The organism is Eoetvoesiella sp. (assembly GCF_035555955.1).
GTDB lineage: Bacteria > Pseudomonadota > Gammaproteobacteria > Burkholderiales > Burkholderiaceae_B > Eoetvoesia.
This window is the reverse complement of sequence record NZ_DATMGA010000028.1, coordinates 35,607-50,171: the sequence shown is the minus strand read 5'-3', so window position 1 is coordinate 50,171 and position 14,565 is coordinate 35,607. Positions and strand designations below refer to the sequence as shown.

The window sequence follows — 14,565 nt, the reverse complement described above, 5'->3', positions numbered from 1 at the left end:
CAAATATGATCATTCGCGCACGCGCCCCCCTTCGCCTCGGTCTTGCTGGTGGAGGCACGGACGTCTCCCCCTACTGCGATACCTATGGCGGCTATGTGCTGAATGCGACTATAGACCGCTACGCGTACGCGGTAATCACAACGCTGGACGAGCCCGTTGTCCGGTTGTTGGCCACCGACCAACAACAATCTACGACCTGCAATTTGGCGCCTGCCCTGTCTCTTGAAGGTGAACTAAAGCTGCACCGAGCCGTTTACAACTATATGGTTCGCCACTACAACCAAGGAGAGGCGATTGCATTAGAGTTGAGCACGTTCTGCGATGCCCCAACCGGATCTGGTCTTGGCTCATCGTCCACCTTAGTCGTTGCCATGATCAAGGCCTTTGTAGAGCTACTTAATCTGCCGCTCGACGACTATGAAATCGCCCGAATCGCCTTTCAAATCGAGCGTATCGACTGCAGCTTGCAAGGCGGGCGCCAAGATCAATACTCCGCAACATTCGGCGGCTTCAACTTCATGGAGTTCTACGGCAACGACAAGACAATCATCAACTCACTGCGAATCAAGAACTGGATTGTCTGCGAACTGGAAGCTTCCCTTGTTCTGTACTTCACCGGCATTTCCCGGGAGTCCGCCACCATCATTGCCGATCAAAGCAATAATGTGCAAGCTGGCGCAACCGACGCGCTAACAGCAATGCATGGCATGAAGCAAGAAGCCCAGCTTATGAAAGAATGCCTGTTACGCGGCGACTTTCAGGGAATTGTCGACTCAATACGCCAGGGATGGGAGAACAAGAAGCGCTCCGCCAAAACAGTATCCAACCCTCATATCGACAAAGTGTATTCGGCCGCCCTGGAGGCCGGCGCCTTGGCGGGCAAGGTTTCGGGTGCGGGCGGCGGCGGCTTCATGTGGTTTTTCGTGCCCACAGAGCGGCGTATGAGCGTAATACGTGCCCTGAATAGCTTTGGCGGTGAGGTCAGCAACTGCCACTTCACCAATAATGGAACACAAGCCTGGCGGCTCTAACGATACGCGCGGCACAGTTGCCTTGGCTTGGTATAGTGTGAACATGGCTTTCCCGCCATAGTGTTTTCAGAAGTTTGGAAAATCCCATGCAAAATTACATACGCTCGCAAATCGATGAGGCCGGAAAAATCATCGATGCAATGGCCAAAGATACAAACCTACAAGCGACTGTTCAGGCAGCCGCGCAAGCATGCATTACATGCCTGACTAACGAAGGCAAAATCCTGCTTGCCGGCAACGGAGGAAGCGCGGCCGATGCCCAGCACATAGCAGGCGAATTTGTCAGCCGCTTCGCGTTTGACCGCCCTGGCCTACCGGCCATTGCCCTTACCACCGATACATCCATCCTGACAGCCATCGGCAACGATTATGGCTATGAAAAACTGTTCGCAAGGCAAGTTCAGGCCCATGGCCGCCGGGGCGACATCTTTATTGGCTATAGCACTTCCGGCAAATCGCCCAACGTACTGCGCGCTTTCGAAGAAGCACGTAAACGCGGCCTAAGCACCATTGGCCTTACGGGTAACCGCGGCGGCCCCATGAAAGATCTTTGCGACTTCCTGCTGGAAGTACCTTCAGCCGACACACCAAAAATACAAGAAGGGCATCTGGTTTTGGGCCATATTCTATGCGGCCTAGTCGAAAATGCACTCTTCAAACCGTCCACCGAATAAGGCAAATATGGAAGCCATTATCCTTGCGGGAGGATTCGGTACACGGCTGCGTTCCGTTGTACCCGACTTACCAAAGCCCATGGCCCCTGTTGGTGGCCGCCCATTTCTAGAAATCCTGTTAAGACAACTGGCACAAGCCGGCTTCCAGCGCGTTGTTCTAGCCCTAGGTTACAAGGCGGAAACCATACAAAAACATTTCGGCACCCATTATGCCGGCCTGGAGCTCGTATACACAATTGAAGACAAACCCCTTGGAACAGGTGGCGCCATCCGCCAAGCCTTGAGTCTGTGCCACGCCGACCATGTATTCATATTCAATGGCGACACCTACCTAGCCCTTGAAGTCGCCCAGGTTGAAGCCTGTTGGCAAGAATTCAAGAAACCCATTATCGTGGCGCGCTCGGTGCCGGATACCTCGCGCTACGGCCGCATAGAATTGGATAACAACCGTTTCACCGGTTTTTCCGAAAAGGGAATGGGCGGTCCAGGGCTTATCAATGCGGGTTGCTATGTTTTCCCGCCCCCCCTTCTCAATACCTTCAAGTCTGGCAGCTCGTTTTCGTTAGAAAGCGATTTTCTCGCCCGGGCAGTGCATGAACCGGATTTTCGCGTATTTGTAACTGAAGGGCATTTCATTGATATTGGCGTGCCGGAAGATTACGCCCGCGCTCAAATCGAGCTGGCTGGACTAACTCAATGAAGAATCGTGCGCTCTTTCTGGACCGCGATGGCGTCATCAACGTAGATCATGGCTACGTCATACGCCGTGAAGATTTCCATTTCATCGACGGCATTTTCGAGCTGGTTAGGCACGCGAAATCACAAGGCTATCTCGTAGTGGTGGTTACCAACCAAGCAGGTATCGGGCGCGGCTATTACACTGAAGAGGACTTTCATCAGCTTATGGACTGGGTAGCCGAGCGCTTCGCCGAGAACGGTGGAGCCATCGATAAAGTGTACTTCTGTCCGGATCATCCAGAGCATGGGATAGGGCAATACCGGCGCCAATCATCGATGCGTAAGCCCAGCCCAGGAATGATACTGGCTGCGTGCGAGGAACTGAGTATCGACCCCAAGCAATCTATCCTCGTCGGTGACAAAATCAGCGACGTACAAGCTGCCCAAGCTGCTGGTATTGCGACCACTTTCCTACTCGCCTCTACAGACTGCAACAGGACAACACAGGTAGATAGCACAGAAACACATATAATCAGCACCTTAAATCAGGTGATCAGGTCCTCACGGATAGCTATCAATTAGGTAGATGCCCCTACTCATTAATATAGGCTAATAGCCGAATTTAATAACATCCTCTTAATTCAGAAGTGCTAAAGCTGGCCACCCTACTGTCGAATCACAACTCAAACGGGTCAGTTTTACATCGCAACAGATGATTTCGAAATAATAATTTCATCATGAAAACACTAAAGGAATTATCAACAGGCAGAGAAAACAGCATTACCTTCTTAAGGTTAATGGCTGCATTTGCTGTTATATATGGGCATGCCTACGCCATCGTTCCAACAGGGAGCCACGATATCGTAATGCAAATCATAGGGTACGCGCACGCCGGTGACGTTGCTGTTGATTTTTTTCTCCTTAGCGGCTTTCCCCAAGGGGTGAGCGACTTCGTAGAAATCCAACGCCTCACGCCAGAATTCTGACCTGAAACGGTTGAAATGAATTCTTCAGGGACGACAAATTACCCAAAAATCCAACAAGACCTAATCGCCCCCCCCAAGGAAATAATGATTTCATATGGCAAATCCAGAAATGAATGAACCACATAAAAAAAGCAAATATCTCACCTTGACTTATATTAATATTGCAGTATATGCAACCGCAATATCCGCATCGATATTTCTACTTCTCCTAATCCTTAGGGCTGCTGTCAGTGCCCCCTTTAAGGATGAGCTCCAATTCTCCTCACTCTTTCGCTCCACATCCCAAGGGCAATGGCCTCCCCTCTTAGAATTAATCTCTGCACATAATGGGCACCCCTACTTTATTCTAAAATCACTCTTCTCATTTACCATATTGCATCACCTGCCGTGGACCTGGATGATGTTTGCACAAGTGCCGCTCATATTCATTTCATTTCTTATCGCGTGGAAATCCATCGCACCGACTGATAAAAATATCGCCATCATCACCGGAATCACTCTTGCACTATTAATAATTACACCACGCCAATGGGAGAATTTATATTGGTCCCTCCAAATAGCTTTTGCATTGGCACTAGTATTTTCGCTATATGGATTTAGCCAAGTTCAACGCTATTTATATTCGTTAGAAAAATCACACCTATACTATGCTTTGATAGCACTCCTCTTAGCCACTATTTCCAATGGCTCAGGAATTATTGCACTCTCGCTCGCGTGTATAGTACTGTTTTTTACAGGGCCGACCAATTTCTCAAGAAGAGCCAGCGCTGCATGTCTAATCGTTGGGGTATTTATATTCTCAATCTCGCTGTACCTGTCATCGAAAAAATATGCAGGAAGCATGCATTTCTCCTTTTACGATGGATTTTCACATGTTTTAATAATGCTATCAAATGCTTGGTTAAGCGTTGAAAACGAACCAACAAAGCTCGCTACAGGGTCCCTATTTTTGATTTTTCTTGTATTTTTCGTAAATCAATCCATCCGAAAATATCAAGAATATATGTTCGAATTACTTTGCATTGCATTGTCCACTATCCTAATTCTCGGGATCACTATCAGCAGGCTAGGAGCTGGTATAAATCAACCAGATGCCCCTCGGTATGTTCCGCTTGTTATACCTGCCGCAATCGGTTGCGTACTACTGATCGCCCGAGGAGGTCATAAGCGAATCCTCTTTCTCTGCTTAGCAGTTTCTATTTTTTCTTTTTTGTCATCCGCGACAAGTGAATGGAAGATTACCCCTTACCGTCATAATAATTTAGCAGAAGAGCTACACAACCTTTGCACGAAAGGTATTATTTCAAACGCCGACGGAAGCTTATATGGCGACGCTGAGAGCATCGCGAATTTACAGCGAGTATTTTGTCAACAATAGAAAATTTACCTTAAGGCCATCAGCATTATCCTATGATTTAAACGACCAATGCTTATGGCCTATATAACTAGAAAACACAGGCACCAATATACCCACCGCGTGGGCCACATCTTTGACATAATGCTCAACTCCCATTATGGGGAGCACATAGTATGCAAAAGAAATACTAATTATCCACGTTTGAAAAACGGCGAGCACATTAACGAGAATAAAAAATCCTATCGATCTGTGTATGGTCTGTGTGCTTCCGGTGAAGACAAATGCTCTCGCAAGCACGAACGCAGTAATCATGCCTGTTATGTAAGCAACCAGAACCGCAGAAGAAAACCCTATCCACTGGTTATACACAATCCGCGAACCAAAATTCACAGCAGCCGCAATTCCCCCGGTGCATAAAAACGCAAGAAACTGACGAGAAAAGAACGCCCTCATAGCTTTATTGCCCGCTCTGCCATGCCTCGACCATAATCGATACTTTCCGATATCCCCCTATCTTCTGGGTAATAGTATGATGTATCAGCAACCCAGAGCCCTTTGATGGGAAGCTCACAAGGGGGCAATTGCTCCAGATAACCAGGCTGGCAAATCGGCTGCGCATATCGATAGCGGCTCGCATGCATACTCAAGAAATCCTCATTCGATAGTTCGGGATTAATTTTCTTTAGATAGTGCTTTACCTTGTCCAGAAACACTTGATTGGGCTCTGTATATAAAGAATGCTCTCCGGGTATGTAATAGGGCACATACACTATATGCTCACTCAACGGGCGCAAGTTGGTATATTCCACCAAACCCGGAATGTCCATTTCGGCGTCGTTGGTGTTCAGCCAAAAATTCTCTGTAACCGCTTTCCGTAGCTTCACGATTACACATACCACCGCAATATTCTTGATATTTCGATATCGCTCCAGAATATCCACCGGCAAATCGGGCATCACACTGGGCACATACGGCAAAGGAATCGTACTGATCACTTTGTCAAAAAGGTGCCTCTCCCCATCTGCCTCTACCCCAGAGACACGTTCTCCGTCCATGTTCACTTTTGTTGCTGGAGTCTTAAGATGAAACTCTCCACCGTGCTTTTCTATATATTCCCGCATCGCCTCCAGCAGAGTCTCAGAACCGCCATCCAAATACCCCAACTTTTCCCGGAACAAATCGTAACGAGAACGGCCAATACGCCGGATGCGGCTCCAAATCCAGGCTGCCGATAAGTTATCTTTGTAACCATAGAATTTGTAATCGAACAATCGGCGCCAAAGCACTTCGTAGGCCTCTTCGCCTACCCAACGCCGTATCCACCCGGTTGCCTCTACATGATCCAGCGGCTTCCAGTTATTACGCTTGATCGACAAAAAGGCATGCAGACCATAGCGAAACTTGGCTGCGAAGCTCAAGCCCCTGAACTTCAGCAAGGCAATAGGATTACCCCAGGGCTGTAGGCGATTCTGGTACCAGTAGCCCATCTTGGTTTCCACCCAATGCATCTTGTCCGAAAGGCCAAGCTCCTCCAGTACCTGCAGAAACCCTGTATCCGATGTGCAATGAAAATGGTAGTAGCGCTCAATGGATAGCCCGCCAAAATCGAAATGTGCCGCCATCCCACCGACTCGATCATCCGCCTCAAACACCACGGGATTATGGCCATCACGCACCAGTTGATACGCTACAGCCAAGCCCATTGGGCCTGCTCCCAGTACGGCAATACGCTGCCCCATAATCAGAACTCCAGAACCACTTTGCTGTAAGTGGGGTCATTGAATGTTTGGTCGATCGCTTTGGCAAAAGGTGTTGCCTTGACGTTAAAAATGCCGGGCCAATCGATGACCTCGAATTCATCGTGTGCAACCAACGCCTGCAGTTGATCCGCAGTGAATGGAGGATTCTTATCGAATAGAGCCCAGGTCTTCAACAAGCCATAGAACAACGAATAAGGAATCTTGACGACTGCAGCCTTGGCGTTTGTTGCGTTTTTTATCTGGCGGATAATGTCTATATAGTCGACCTTTTCCAGGCCGGTAATATTAAAGACTTGGTTATTGATGCGGGACTCTAGGCAGCTAACAATAATGCTGCAAAAATCCCCCACATACAATGGCTGACGCATATAACGCCCATTACCTGGAATGGGAAATACCGGCACCTTCTGCATGAAGCGGGACAACCAGCCTAAATGCTTACGGTCAAACCAGCCGAACATCAACGTGGGGCGTAAAACTACGCAATTGATACCGCTGTCAAGCACTATCTTCTCTTGTTCCTTCTTGGTGTTTGTGTAGTGATCATCGGCGACTGATTCCACCACGGAAGAACTGATGTGTACGGTATAGGGCACATCATGTTGTTGAATCGCCGCCAGTACATGTTTCGTGGAAGTGACGTTATTGCGAATGAAGGGCTCTAATTGCGGATCGCCAATCTGCGCTTGCAACATAACAACAGCATTGGCTCCGTCAAAGTGGTTTACCCACTCACCTCGTTCGGCCAGGTCGGCATATTCAATAACAATATCTGGATGAAACCTCCGCAGTACTTCCAAATTAGCTTTATGCTTGTCGAGTACAACAAGGTTTGTGTAGCCCTTGCGCTTCAATAAAGCAACAAGATTCTGGCCAACCAGGCCGGCTCCACCTGGAAGAATAATTTTTTGCTGTGTCGTAGTCATAAAATTCAATTACCGGTCCACCATGCGAATTCGCGACGGGCTAACCCACCTTTACGTGGCTAAGTTAGATATCCATCTTATTGAAGATGAAATTCGGCAAATGCCGAATTACCATCATGATCACCGCCCATTTTGCCGGTGCATAAACCACAGCAACGCCCTTCTCCATGCCATGCACAATGCTCTGTGCAACGGTATCAGCGCCCGCCAACTTTGCCCCCGCCCCTTTCAAATGAGCTGTCATAGGAGTGTCAGTAGGCCCAGGTTTGATCAAGACGACTTTGACTGCCGTCTTGGCCAGACGATGCTGTAAACCTTGTGCGTAACGCGTTACCAAGCCCTTGGCGGCGCCATACACATAATTGGACTTACGGCCACGGTCTCCCGCCACCGATCCAATAATACCTAGAGTGCCCTGATTATGCTGTTGCATATGGCCAGCAAAGGCCTCCGCAAACAATACCGGCGATATCCCGTTCACAGCCAAGGCTTCGCTGCACAACTCCAGGCTACCCTGACACGCGGATTGGTCCGGTAACGAACCGTGCGCAATCAGTACCACATCCACCGACCCCGCAGCCACAATATCATCCACCGTCTTTTGAATTGACGACGGTGTAATGAAATCGGCAGTCAAGGTTTCTATGCGGGACTCCGGGCTTCGTACGCGAAGATCATCCGCTACTCGCTCGGTACGTCCTGCATCACGCCCAATCAATACCATATCGACCCCATTACCCTGCACCCACAAGCGCGCGCACTGTTCGGCAATGGCCGATGTGGCCCCGACGATTACAATTTTTTTTCTGGCTTCTTGATTCATCTTAATTCCCCATCAAACGTCTCGACATGGCCGAACTGATGCCTGGGTCACGATATGGCATAAACTCATTCAAACGAGGATAGCCAGATTCAAATAGGTCTCTGGGCATACGCGCGTCCTTCGCCGGGTAAATCCGGCCGCCCGCTTGGCGCACAATCGCATCCAGCCGATCAAACAACGCCAATGTTTGCCTTCCTTTATTAGGAAAATCCAATGCCAATGTCACGCCTGGCTGGGGAAAGCTCAACATGCCCAGCGACGGCTTATCGCCAAACGTCTTCAATACGGCCAGGAACGACCCCTGCCCTGACAGCGCTATTTCACTCAGCATATTTTGAATGGCCTCTCTTCCTGCGGAGCGAGGCACCACGCTCTGGTACTGGTAGAAACCGCGTGGCCCATACATGCGATTCCAGTTCTGCACGTTGTCCAGGGGATAGAAAAACGACTCATAGTCGCAGTCTGCTAGACCTGCCTTGCGTTTCGTTGCCGTGTAATAGGCCCAATTAAAAGGTTTCAAGGTCCAGGCGTTGACAAGCGAAACCGGCGGCGTCAACGGCATGGCAAGGTGGCGCGGCTTTGGTCTGGAAGTTGATAAATCACAATGGTTTGCTCGCATGAACAACCCACGCCCTGCGGCCCCCGCCAGGCAATCGATCCATGAAACAGTGTGTTCCCAATCTGCCTCAGAGCTGTCGGCTAAATGGAAAAACTCATCCAACCCAAGAAAGGGGATTGTTTCGGCCTGCAGCCACGGCCCCTGTACCCGTTTCAATTGCAACTCCGCCGTTGCAATCACCCCGGTTAGGCCTAGTCCCCCTATAGTTGCGCACAACCACTTCGCATGCTGATCCGGGCTGCAATCGATAATCTCACCATTGCTGCGTACCAACTGCAAGCCCGTAACATGACAGCCAAATGACCCAAACACATGGTGGTTTTTGCCATGGACATCGTTGGCGATCGCCCCACCCACAGTCACAAGCTGTGTGCCGGGAGTAACCGGCAACATCCATCCGCGCGGCACGGCCATGCGTTGAATATCGCGCAATAAAACCCCTGCCTCGCACACTAGGCGGCCAGTCTGCTCATCGAAACTTATGAAACGGCTTAGCCCCGAAGCCGTCCATAAGGTGCCGCCCGGGTTCAGGCAGGCATCACCGTAACTGCGGCCCATGCCAAAGCACACGCCAGGCGCGCTGCCCGATAATGTCTCAGCCACCCGAGTCCGATCAGTCATAGGTACTATATTGTGCTCATCAGCAGACAACCTTCCCCAGGACGAGATATTCATACGGCCCAGTCCAATGTGGCCAGCACCAGAGCCAAAGCAAAGATAACGCCTGCAGCAAGGCTGGGCTTGTCTTTCACGGCAAACACGAGAGGGTCATCGTGCATTTCACCGCGATGCGCACGCAGCCACATCCAACTGACCCAGAACAACATGGTAGGCACAACCGCCCACACTATCTCGGGGGTGCGATAAAGCTGAACGACTGTACTGCTGTTCAAATAAAGGGCCAGAATGACCACCGAAGCGTAGCCAGACGTAATACCCAGCATCTGAATAAGAGGCGCATCCGAGGTGTAGTAGCCCCGACCATGCGCTTTATGCTTGCCCTGCTCATGCTGCACCTGCAATTCCGCGTAGCGCTTTACAAAGGCCAACGACAAGAACAGGAACACCGAAAAGGCCAATAGCCACATGGACAAGCCCAAATCAGCCGCCGCCGCGCCAGCCACTATACGCAACGTGTACAGCACGGCCAAGGCCAGGCAATCCACAAGCACCAAGCGCTTCAAACCCCACGAATAGGCGCAAGTCAGTACAAAATAGAACAGCATCCAGAACAGGAAGTGACCACCCACTTGCCAAGCCAGGATGACGCTGACCAACAATAGAACCGGCGCCAGAACAACACCCATCCATACCGGCACACAGCCGGATGCAAAGGGACGAAGGCGTTTCCGCGGGTGCTGCCTGTCGCTTTCCAGATCGAACAGGTCGTTGGCGATATATACCGATGAAGCGCACAGACTGAACGATATAAAAGCCACCACAAGCTGCTGCCAAGCCTGGCCACTACTCAATTGATGTGCGGCGAACAGTGCCACGAACAACAGCAAGTTCTTCATCCATTGGTGAACGCGCAACACGCGCCGCCAATCGCTTATTCCCAGCCGATGCGCAGGAAAAGCCCGCTCCACCTGGCATAGTCCCTGCGCCTGCCTATCTACCGACGCTGACGCATTGACCAGAATCGCCCGCCGCGCGCTTTTCCATACTTTCAGATCAGCGGAAGAGTTCCCTGCATAGTCGAAGCCCTGAGCACCGAAACGCTGCACAAGCGCGCTGACCTTGTTCAAACCAGCTAGATTGATCGTGCCATCACTGGCCATGACCTCGTCGAACACCCCCAAATGGTCGGCGACAGCTTGGGCAAAGCCAGCATCGGAAGCTGTACATAGAATTAGCCTACGCCCTTCGGCGCGCTGCGCCCGCAACCACTCCAGCAACACTTGGTTGTATGGCAAATGTGCAGGGTCAAAACTGACCCGCTCAGCCACAGAACGCTTCAGCTCGGCCTTGCCACGCGAGAGCCAATATGGAATTCGCAAGACGTCTAGTGGCGAGTCGCGCAATACACGCAATGCGGACTCATGCAGCGTGTCGGTATTGATCAGCGTGCCGTCCAAATCCACTACCAAGGGAATTGCGTTCACCCGTTACCTCGTAGAATCCGGCAGTACGATCGCCGAAAGATAATTGATTGCGAAGCACCTTCCCGGCGCTCATATTAGAATTGCCAATTTAACTTGTCATTTTAACCTGGAGTTTGTTACATGATGGCGCGGCAGCATAACACCCAACCATGAAGGTTCGACGCACGCTGATTGGGCTGGTATTGATTACAGTGTTATACCTGTTTGCGCTAAGCTGGGCCGACTCCCACAACCAGGTATTTGCCCAACTTCCTTCCGTAGCGGCAGCCCTACCTACCTTAATGGGCGTAGCCTTACTTTCCTATGTGGTGCGCTATGTGCGCTGGCGCTGGCTATTGAACCGGGCAGGTAACACAACCCCTTGGTTTCTCGGGTTTTTTGCCTATATTTCAGGGTTCGCATTTACCGCCACGCCAAGCAAAGTCGGCGAACTAATCCGCATCCGATATTTGCAACCCATGGGGGCTCCACCCAGCAATGTTTTTGGCGCCTTCGTGTTTGAGCGCGCGTTCGACCTGGTCTCAGTACTAGCGCTATCTTGCCTGGCGCTTACCCAAACCAACATTTTCCCGTTTGTTCTTGTATTTGTCGCTTTGCTGCTTGCTTTGGTTATATTGGCCGCCAGCCGCATAAAGTGGCTCGGCCGGCTATCTGCCATTTTGCGCCGTTGGCGCCTCAAAAGACTGGCAAGGTTAGCTACCGCGCTCAAGCAGGGGCTGCTAGCCTGCCGGACATGGCTAACTCCCCTGGATATACTAGTTTCACTAGCCTTGGGAATTCTGGCTTGGTCGATCACAGCTCTTTCCTTTGCCTGGCTGCTAGGCCGACTGGACATTTCAATTGCATTCCTACCCTCTATAGCCATCTATCCCCTTGCCATGCTCGCAGGGGCCGCCTCTATGATGCCGGGAGGGATAGGCTCTACTGAAGTCACCATCGTCGCTTTACTGGCAGTTTTTGGCATTTCTACCGCACAAGCAACTTTGGCAGCAGTCGGAATACGATTCGCAACGCTGTGGTTTGCGGTGCTGTGCGGGTTGATGGCTTGCGGGGTACTAGAGAGAAGGATGACTTGATCACTCCCCCTTGAAGTGAACGTTACTGGTCACCAAACTATTCGCTCGTTGGATGCCGTGCTTGTTGATACACGGCAGCTGCACGCTCACCAAAACTCCTTTTCGCCCGCCACAAAAGCAAAACCAAGTCTAGCCCAACCCGAAATGCCCAGGCCAAACCCGCCCCTACCAGACCAAACATGTCCAGAGCTGCCAATAGCAGCGGTACATACACAATAAACTCAAGCACATGCAAGTACGCCGTGGTTTTGGCATCACCCGCAGCCTGAATGGCGGCAAACGGGACAAAGGCAATGCCATTAAGTAGCACACCTATGCTTAATACGCACACGATAAGCCACGACTTGGACGCAAAATCGGCATTCAACCATAGCGCCAGCCCCCAATACGATGCCAGGCAAATTGCCACACATATGCCTAGCAACACCATGCCCATAAGTTTTAAGGAGCGTCGGTAAAGCATCCGAGCTATGGCCGGGTTACTGATTAGGGTGGAAGCCAGTTTGGGGAACAAGGCGCCAGTCAGGGCGGCGGGAATCGCCAAAACGCGAACCACCATTTCAAATGGCACCGTGTAATAGGCTACGGCACTTGCCCCTAGTACTGCCGCAATCACGAACCGGTCGGCATTAACCATAAGGGGGCTAATAATATTGGAAACCGTCATCCACGCCCCAAACGACAGCAAATCTTTCACATCATTGGCTTGCGCAGCGCTTTTAAACCAACCGGCGGGCATGCGCTTGTGAGCCAATACGCCATAAGCCAGCAGCACAGCCAAACGAGCAACAATAAGCAATGCCACCATATACACCAACGACGGCCCGAGCACCTTAAGGCTCAAGGCAGGCAGGCCGAAGCTGGCAAGACCTAGAACGATTTTTAACAGGTTTACGGCTTTGAAATCTTCGTAAGCCTCCAGCACCCCCCGCAAGCCGGAGGTTACGGTAGCCAGCGGTATGCCCAAAGCAACCACGAACAGGCTGCCAATGGTGGAAGCATGCAAAGGTTCGCTTACATTAAGCCAGTCGCTGCCCAGAGGGTAAGCCAGCAAAGCCAGCAATATTCCGCCCGCTACACCGGTATAGGCCATGAACACCAGGCCGGATTTCACTACATGGGGAACGACGCGAATATCTTCTGAAGCCAGGCTTGCCGCTACCCGCTGGGTAAGGGCCCGGCCCAGCCCAAAATCAAACAGGCTGAAGTAGCCAATCAGCGACCAAATAAGCGTAAGAATCCCGAATGCCTCAACCCCTATGCCCTTTACCAGGTATGGAATCGTGACGACGCCCAGGATCAACGGCAATCCTGTTCCAGCCAAATTCCACATAGAGTTGCGCCGCAAAGACATATTCGGTGGCCGCGCTTTGTTTAATGAATCATCGCTTGAACAACACTCCTCCAGGGAACTTGGGTATTGGCGGCCTGGAACAAGCAATAACCAAGGCCCGGTTCAAAAACAGGACCCCGGTTTGCCATTTGTTCCTTATGGGTTTGAGGCGGCTGCCAGCGAATACCACCAGCAGCGCGGTAAGCAATGCCGCTACCCGCGCCTTGGTTCCCGCCGCCGCAGGGGTGGGTTCACTTGAAAAAATTGGAAACCCAAGCACACCAGCGGTAAAGTGTATAACAAGATGAGAACATTGCAACCGCATACTTTATACTGGCGCGCATGCCCGCCAACGCCTTCCCAATGGCACCTATATGCTTAAACTTTGATGCACAACAGCCCTATAGCCACTGCCTGGACAGATATTGCCGCAGCAATGCGGCGCTACCCACTGGTGGGAATGTTGGGATGGCAGGACGTCCGCCAACGCTATCGGCGCTCTACGTTGGGGCCATTCTGGCTGACTGTCAGCATGGGCGTAATGATAGGCGCGATTGGCGTGGTGTTCGGCAGCATTTTCAACACCCCCATGACGGAATTCTTGCCTTTTCTTGCTGCCGGCCTGATTCTTTGGGGGTTTATTTCGTCGGTCGTTACCGAGGGCTGCACAGGGTTCATAGAGGCCGAAGGAATCATTAAAGAGCTGCCGCTGCCGTTGTTCCTGCATATTCTGCGCATGATATGGCGAAACACGCTGATTCTTGGCCATAACCTCGTCATTTTCCCCCTGGTTTTGCTTGCTGTTGGCAAATGGCCCAATTGGGCAATGCTTGCCTGCATTCCCGGCTTTTTGCTGGTAGTTGTCAATTTGGCATGGGTGGCCCTGCTTGTCGCCATGCTTTGCGCCAGGTATAGGGATCTGCCGCAAATTATCGCCAGCGTCCTTCAGGTGGTGTTTTACCTGACCCCGGTAATGTGGATGCCCAGCCTTATGCCTAAACGTGTGGGGCCTCTTTTGCTGAATCTGAACCCTATTTACCATCTGCTTGAGCTGGTTCGCGCGCCCTTGCTGGATCAAACCCCAAGCGCCCTCAACTGGGGGGTGGCGATTGGAATGGCCGTTATCGGGTGGGGCATGACACTGGCTGTGTATGGCCGCTATAGACATCGTATTGCCTATTGGCTATAAAGCGGGGA

At 51.2% G+C, this 14,565-nt stretch carries 15 protein-coding genes; 8 read left to right on the top strand and 7 right to left on the bottom strand.

What is annotated here, in order from left to right; all coding sequences use genetic code 11:
* Positions 1-5: 5 nt before the first annotated feature.
* The 6 genes from VNT00_RS08315 to VNT00_RS08290 all read left to right on the top strand — a co-directional run bounded on the left by VNT00_RS08315 (position 6) and on the right by VNT00_RS08290 (position 4,747).
* Entirely contained in the window at positions 6-1,031 is a 1,026-nt protein-coding gene (locus VNT00_RS08315) for a GHMP family kinase ATP-binding protein (protein ID WP_325586355.1), read from the top strand.
* A gap of 86 nt (positions 1,032-1,117) precedes the next feature.
* Positions 1,118-1,705, top strand: a complete 588-nt coding sequence (locus tag VNT00_RS08310; protein ID WP_325586353.1) for a D-sedoheptulose 7-phosphate isomerase — start codon at positions 1,118-1,120, stop codon at positions 1,703-1,705.
* 7 nt (positions 1,706-1,712) lie between these two features.
* Entirely contained in the window at positions 1,713-2,405 is a 693-nt protein-coding gene (locus VNT00_RS08305; RefSeq protein ID WP_325586351.1) for a nucleotidyltransferase family protein, read from the top strand.
* On the top strand, positions 2,402-2,965 hold the full coding sequence (gene gmhB, locus VNT00_RS08300) for a D-glycero-beta-D-manno-heptose 1,7-bisphosphate 7-phosphatase (RefSeq protein WP_325586349.1): 564 nt from the start codon (positions 2,402-2,404) through the stop codon (positions 2,963-2,965). Before VNT00_RS08305 ends, gmhB begins: the two co-directional genes overlap by 4 nt.
* A gap of 155 nt (positions 2,966-3,120) precedes the next feature.
* Positions 3,121-3,369, top strand: a complete 249-nt coding sequence (locus VNT00_RS08295; RefSeq protein ID WP_325586347.1) for a hypothetical protein — start codon at positions 3,121-3,123, stop codon at positions 3,367-3,369.
* A 94-nt stretch (positions 3,370-3,463) separates the two neighbouring features.
* On the top strand, positions 3,464-4,747 hold the full coding sequence (locus VNT00_RS08290) for a hypothetical protein (protein ID WP_325586345.1): 1,284 nt from the start codon (positions 3,464-3,466) through the stop codon (positions 4,745-4,747).
* A gap of 30 nt (positions 4,748-4,777) precedes the next feature.
* On the opposite strand, the gene VNT00_RS08285 is transcribed toward VNT00_RS08290, so the two are convergent.
* The 6 genes from VNT00_RS08285 to VNT00_RS08260 all read right to left on the bottom strand — a co-directional run bounded on the left by VNT00_RS08285 (position 4,778) and on the right by VNT00_RS08260 (position 10,959).
* A complete protein-coding gene (locus VNT00_RS08285) occupies positions 4,778-5,179 on the bottom strand; it encodes a GtrA family protein (protein WP_325586343.1) in 402 nt (133 codons plus the stop codon).
* A complete protein-coding gene (locus tag VNT00_RS08280; protein WP_414650908.1) occupies positions 5,176-6,465 on the bottom strand; it encodes an NAD(P)/FAD-dependent oxidoreductase in 1,290 nt (429 codons plus the stop codon). The genes VNT00_RS08285 and VNT00_RS08280 overlap by 4 nt, the downstream gene beginning before the upstream one ends.
* 2 nt (positions 6,466-6,467) lie before the next feature.
* On the bottom strand, positions 6,468-7,412 hold the full coding sequence (locus VNT00_RS08275; RefSeq protein WP_325586341.1) for an NAD-dependent epimerase/dehydratase family protein: 945 nt from the start codon (positions 7,410-7,412) through the stop codon (positions 6,468-6,470).
* Between the two features lie 64 nt (positions 7,413-7,476).
* The gene (locus VNT00_RS08270; protein WP_325586339.1) at positions 7,477-8,235 is read right to left on the bottom strand and encodes an SDR family NAD(P)-dependent oxidoreductase; all 759 of its coding nucleotides are present in this window, start codon (positions 8,233-8,235) and stop codon (positions 7,477-7,479) included.
* A gap of 1 nt (position 8,236) precedes the next feature.
* A complete protein-coding gene (locus tag VNT00_RS08265) occupies positions 8,237-9,529 on the bottom strand; it encodes an FAD-binding oxidoreductase (RefSeq protein ID WP_325586337.1) in 1,293 nt (430 codons plus the stop codon).
* On the bottom strand, positions 9,526-10,959 hold the full coding sequence (locus tag VNT00_RS08260) for a UbiA family prenyltransferase (RefSeq protein WP_325586335.1): 1,434 nt from the start codon (positions 10,957-10,959) through the stop codon (positions 9,526-9,528). The genes VNT00_RS08265 and VNT00_RS08260 overlap by 4 nt, the downstream gene beginning before the upstream one ends.
* Before the next feature lie 149 nt (positions 10,960-11,108).
* Here VNT00_RS08260 and VNT00_RS08255 point away from each other — a divergent pair, with 149 nt between their 5' ends.
* Positions 11,109-12,035, top strand: coding sequence for a lysylphosphatidylglycerol synthase transmembrane domain-containing protein (locus tag VNT00_RS08255; RefSeq protein ID WP_325586333.1), 927 nt, complete (start codon positions 11,109-11,111; stop codon positions 12,033-12,035).
* 37 nt (positions 12,036-12,072) lie between these two features.
* Here the strand turns inward: VNT00_RS08255 and VNT00_RS08250 are convergent, their stop codons facing one another.
* Positions 12,073-13,368: a flippase gene (locus tag VNT00_RS08250; RefSeq protein WP_325586331.1), complete on the bottom strand. Its 1,296-nt coding sequence runs from the start codon at positions 13,366-13,368 to the stop codon at positions 12,073-12,075.
* Between the two features lie 388 nt (positions 13,369-13,756).
* Between VNT00_RS08250 and VNT00_RS08245 the strand changes: the two genes are divergently transcribed.
* Entirely contained in the window at positions 13,757-14,557 is an 801-nt protein-coding gene (locus VNT00_RS08245) for an ABC transporter permease (RefSeq protein WP_325586612.1), read from the top strand.
* Positions 14,558-14,565 lie beyond the last annotated feature (8 nt).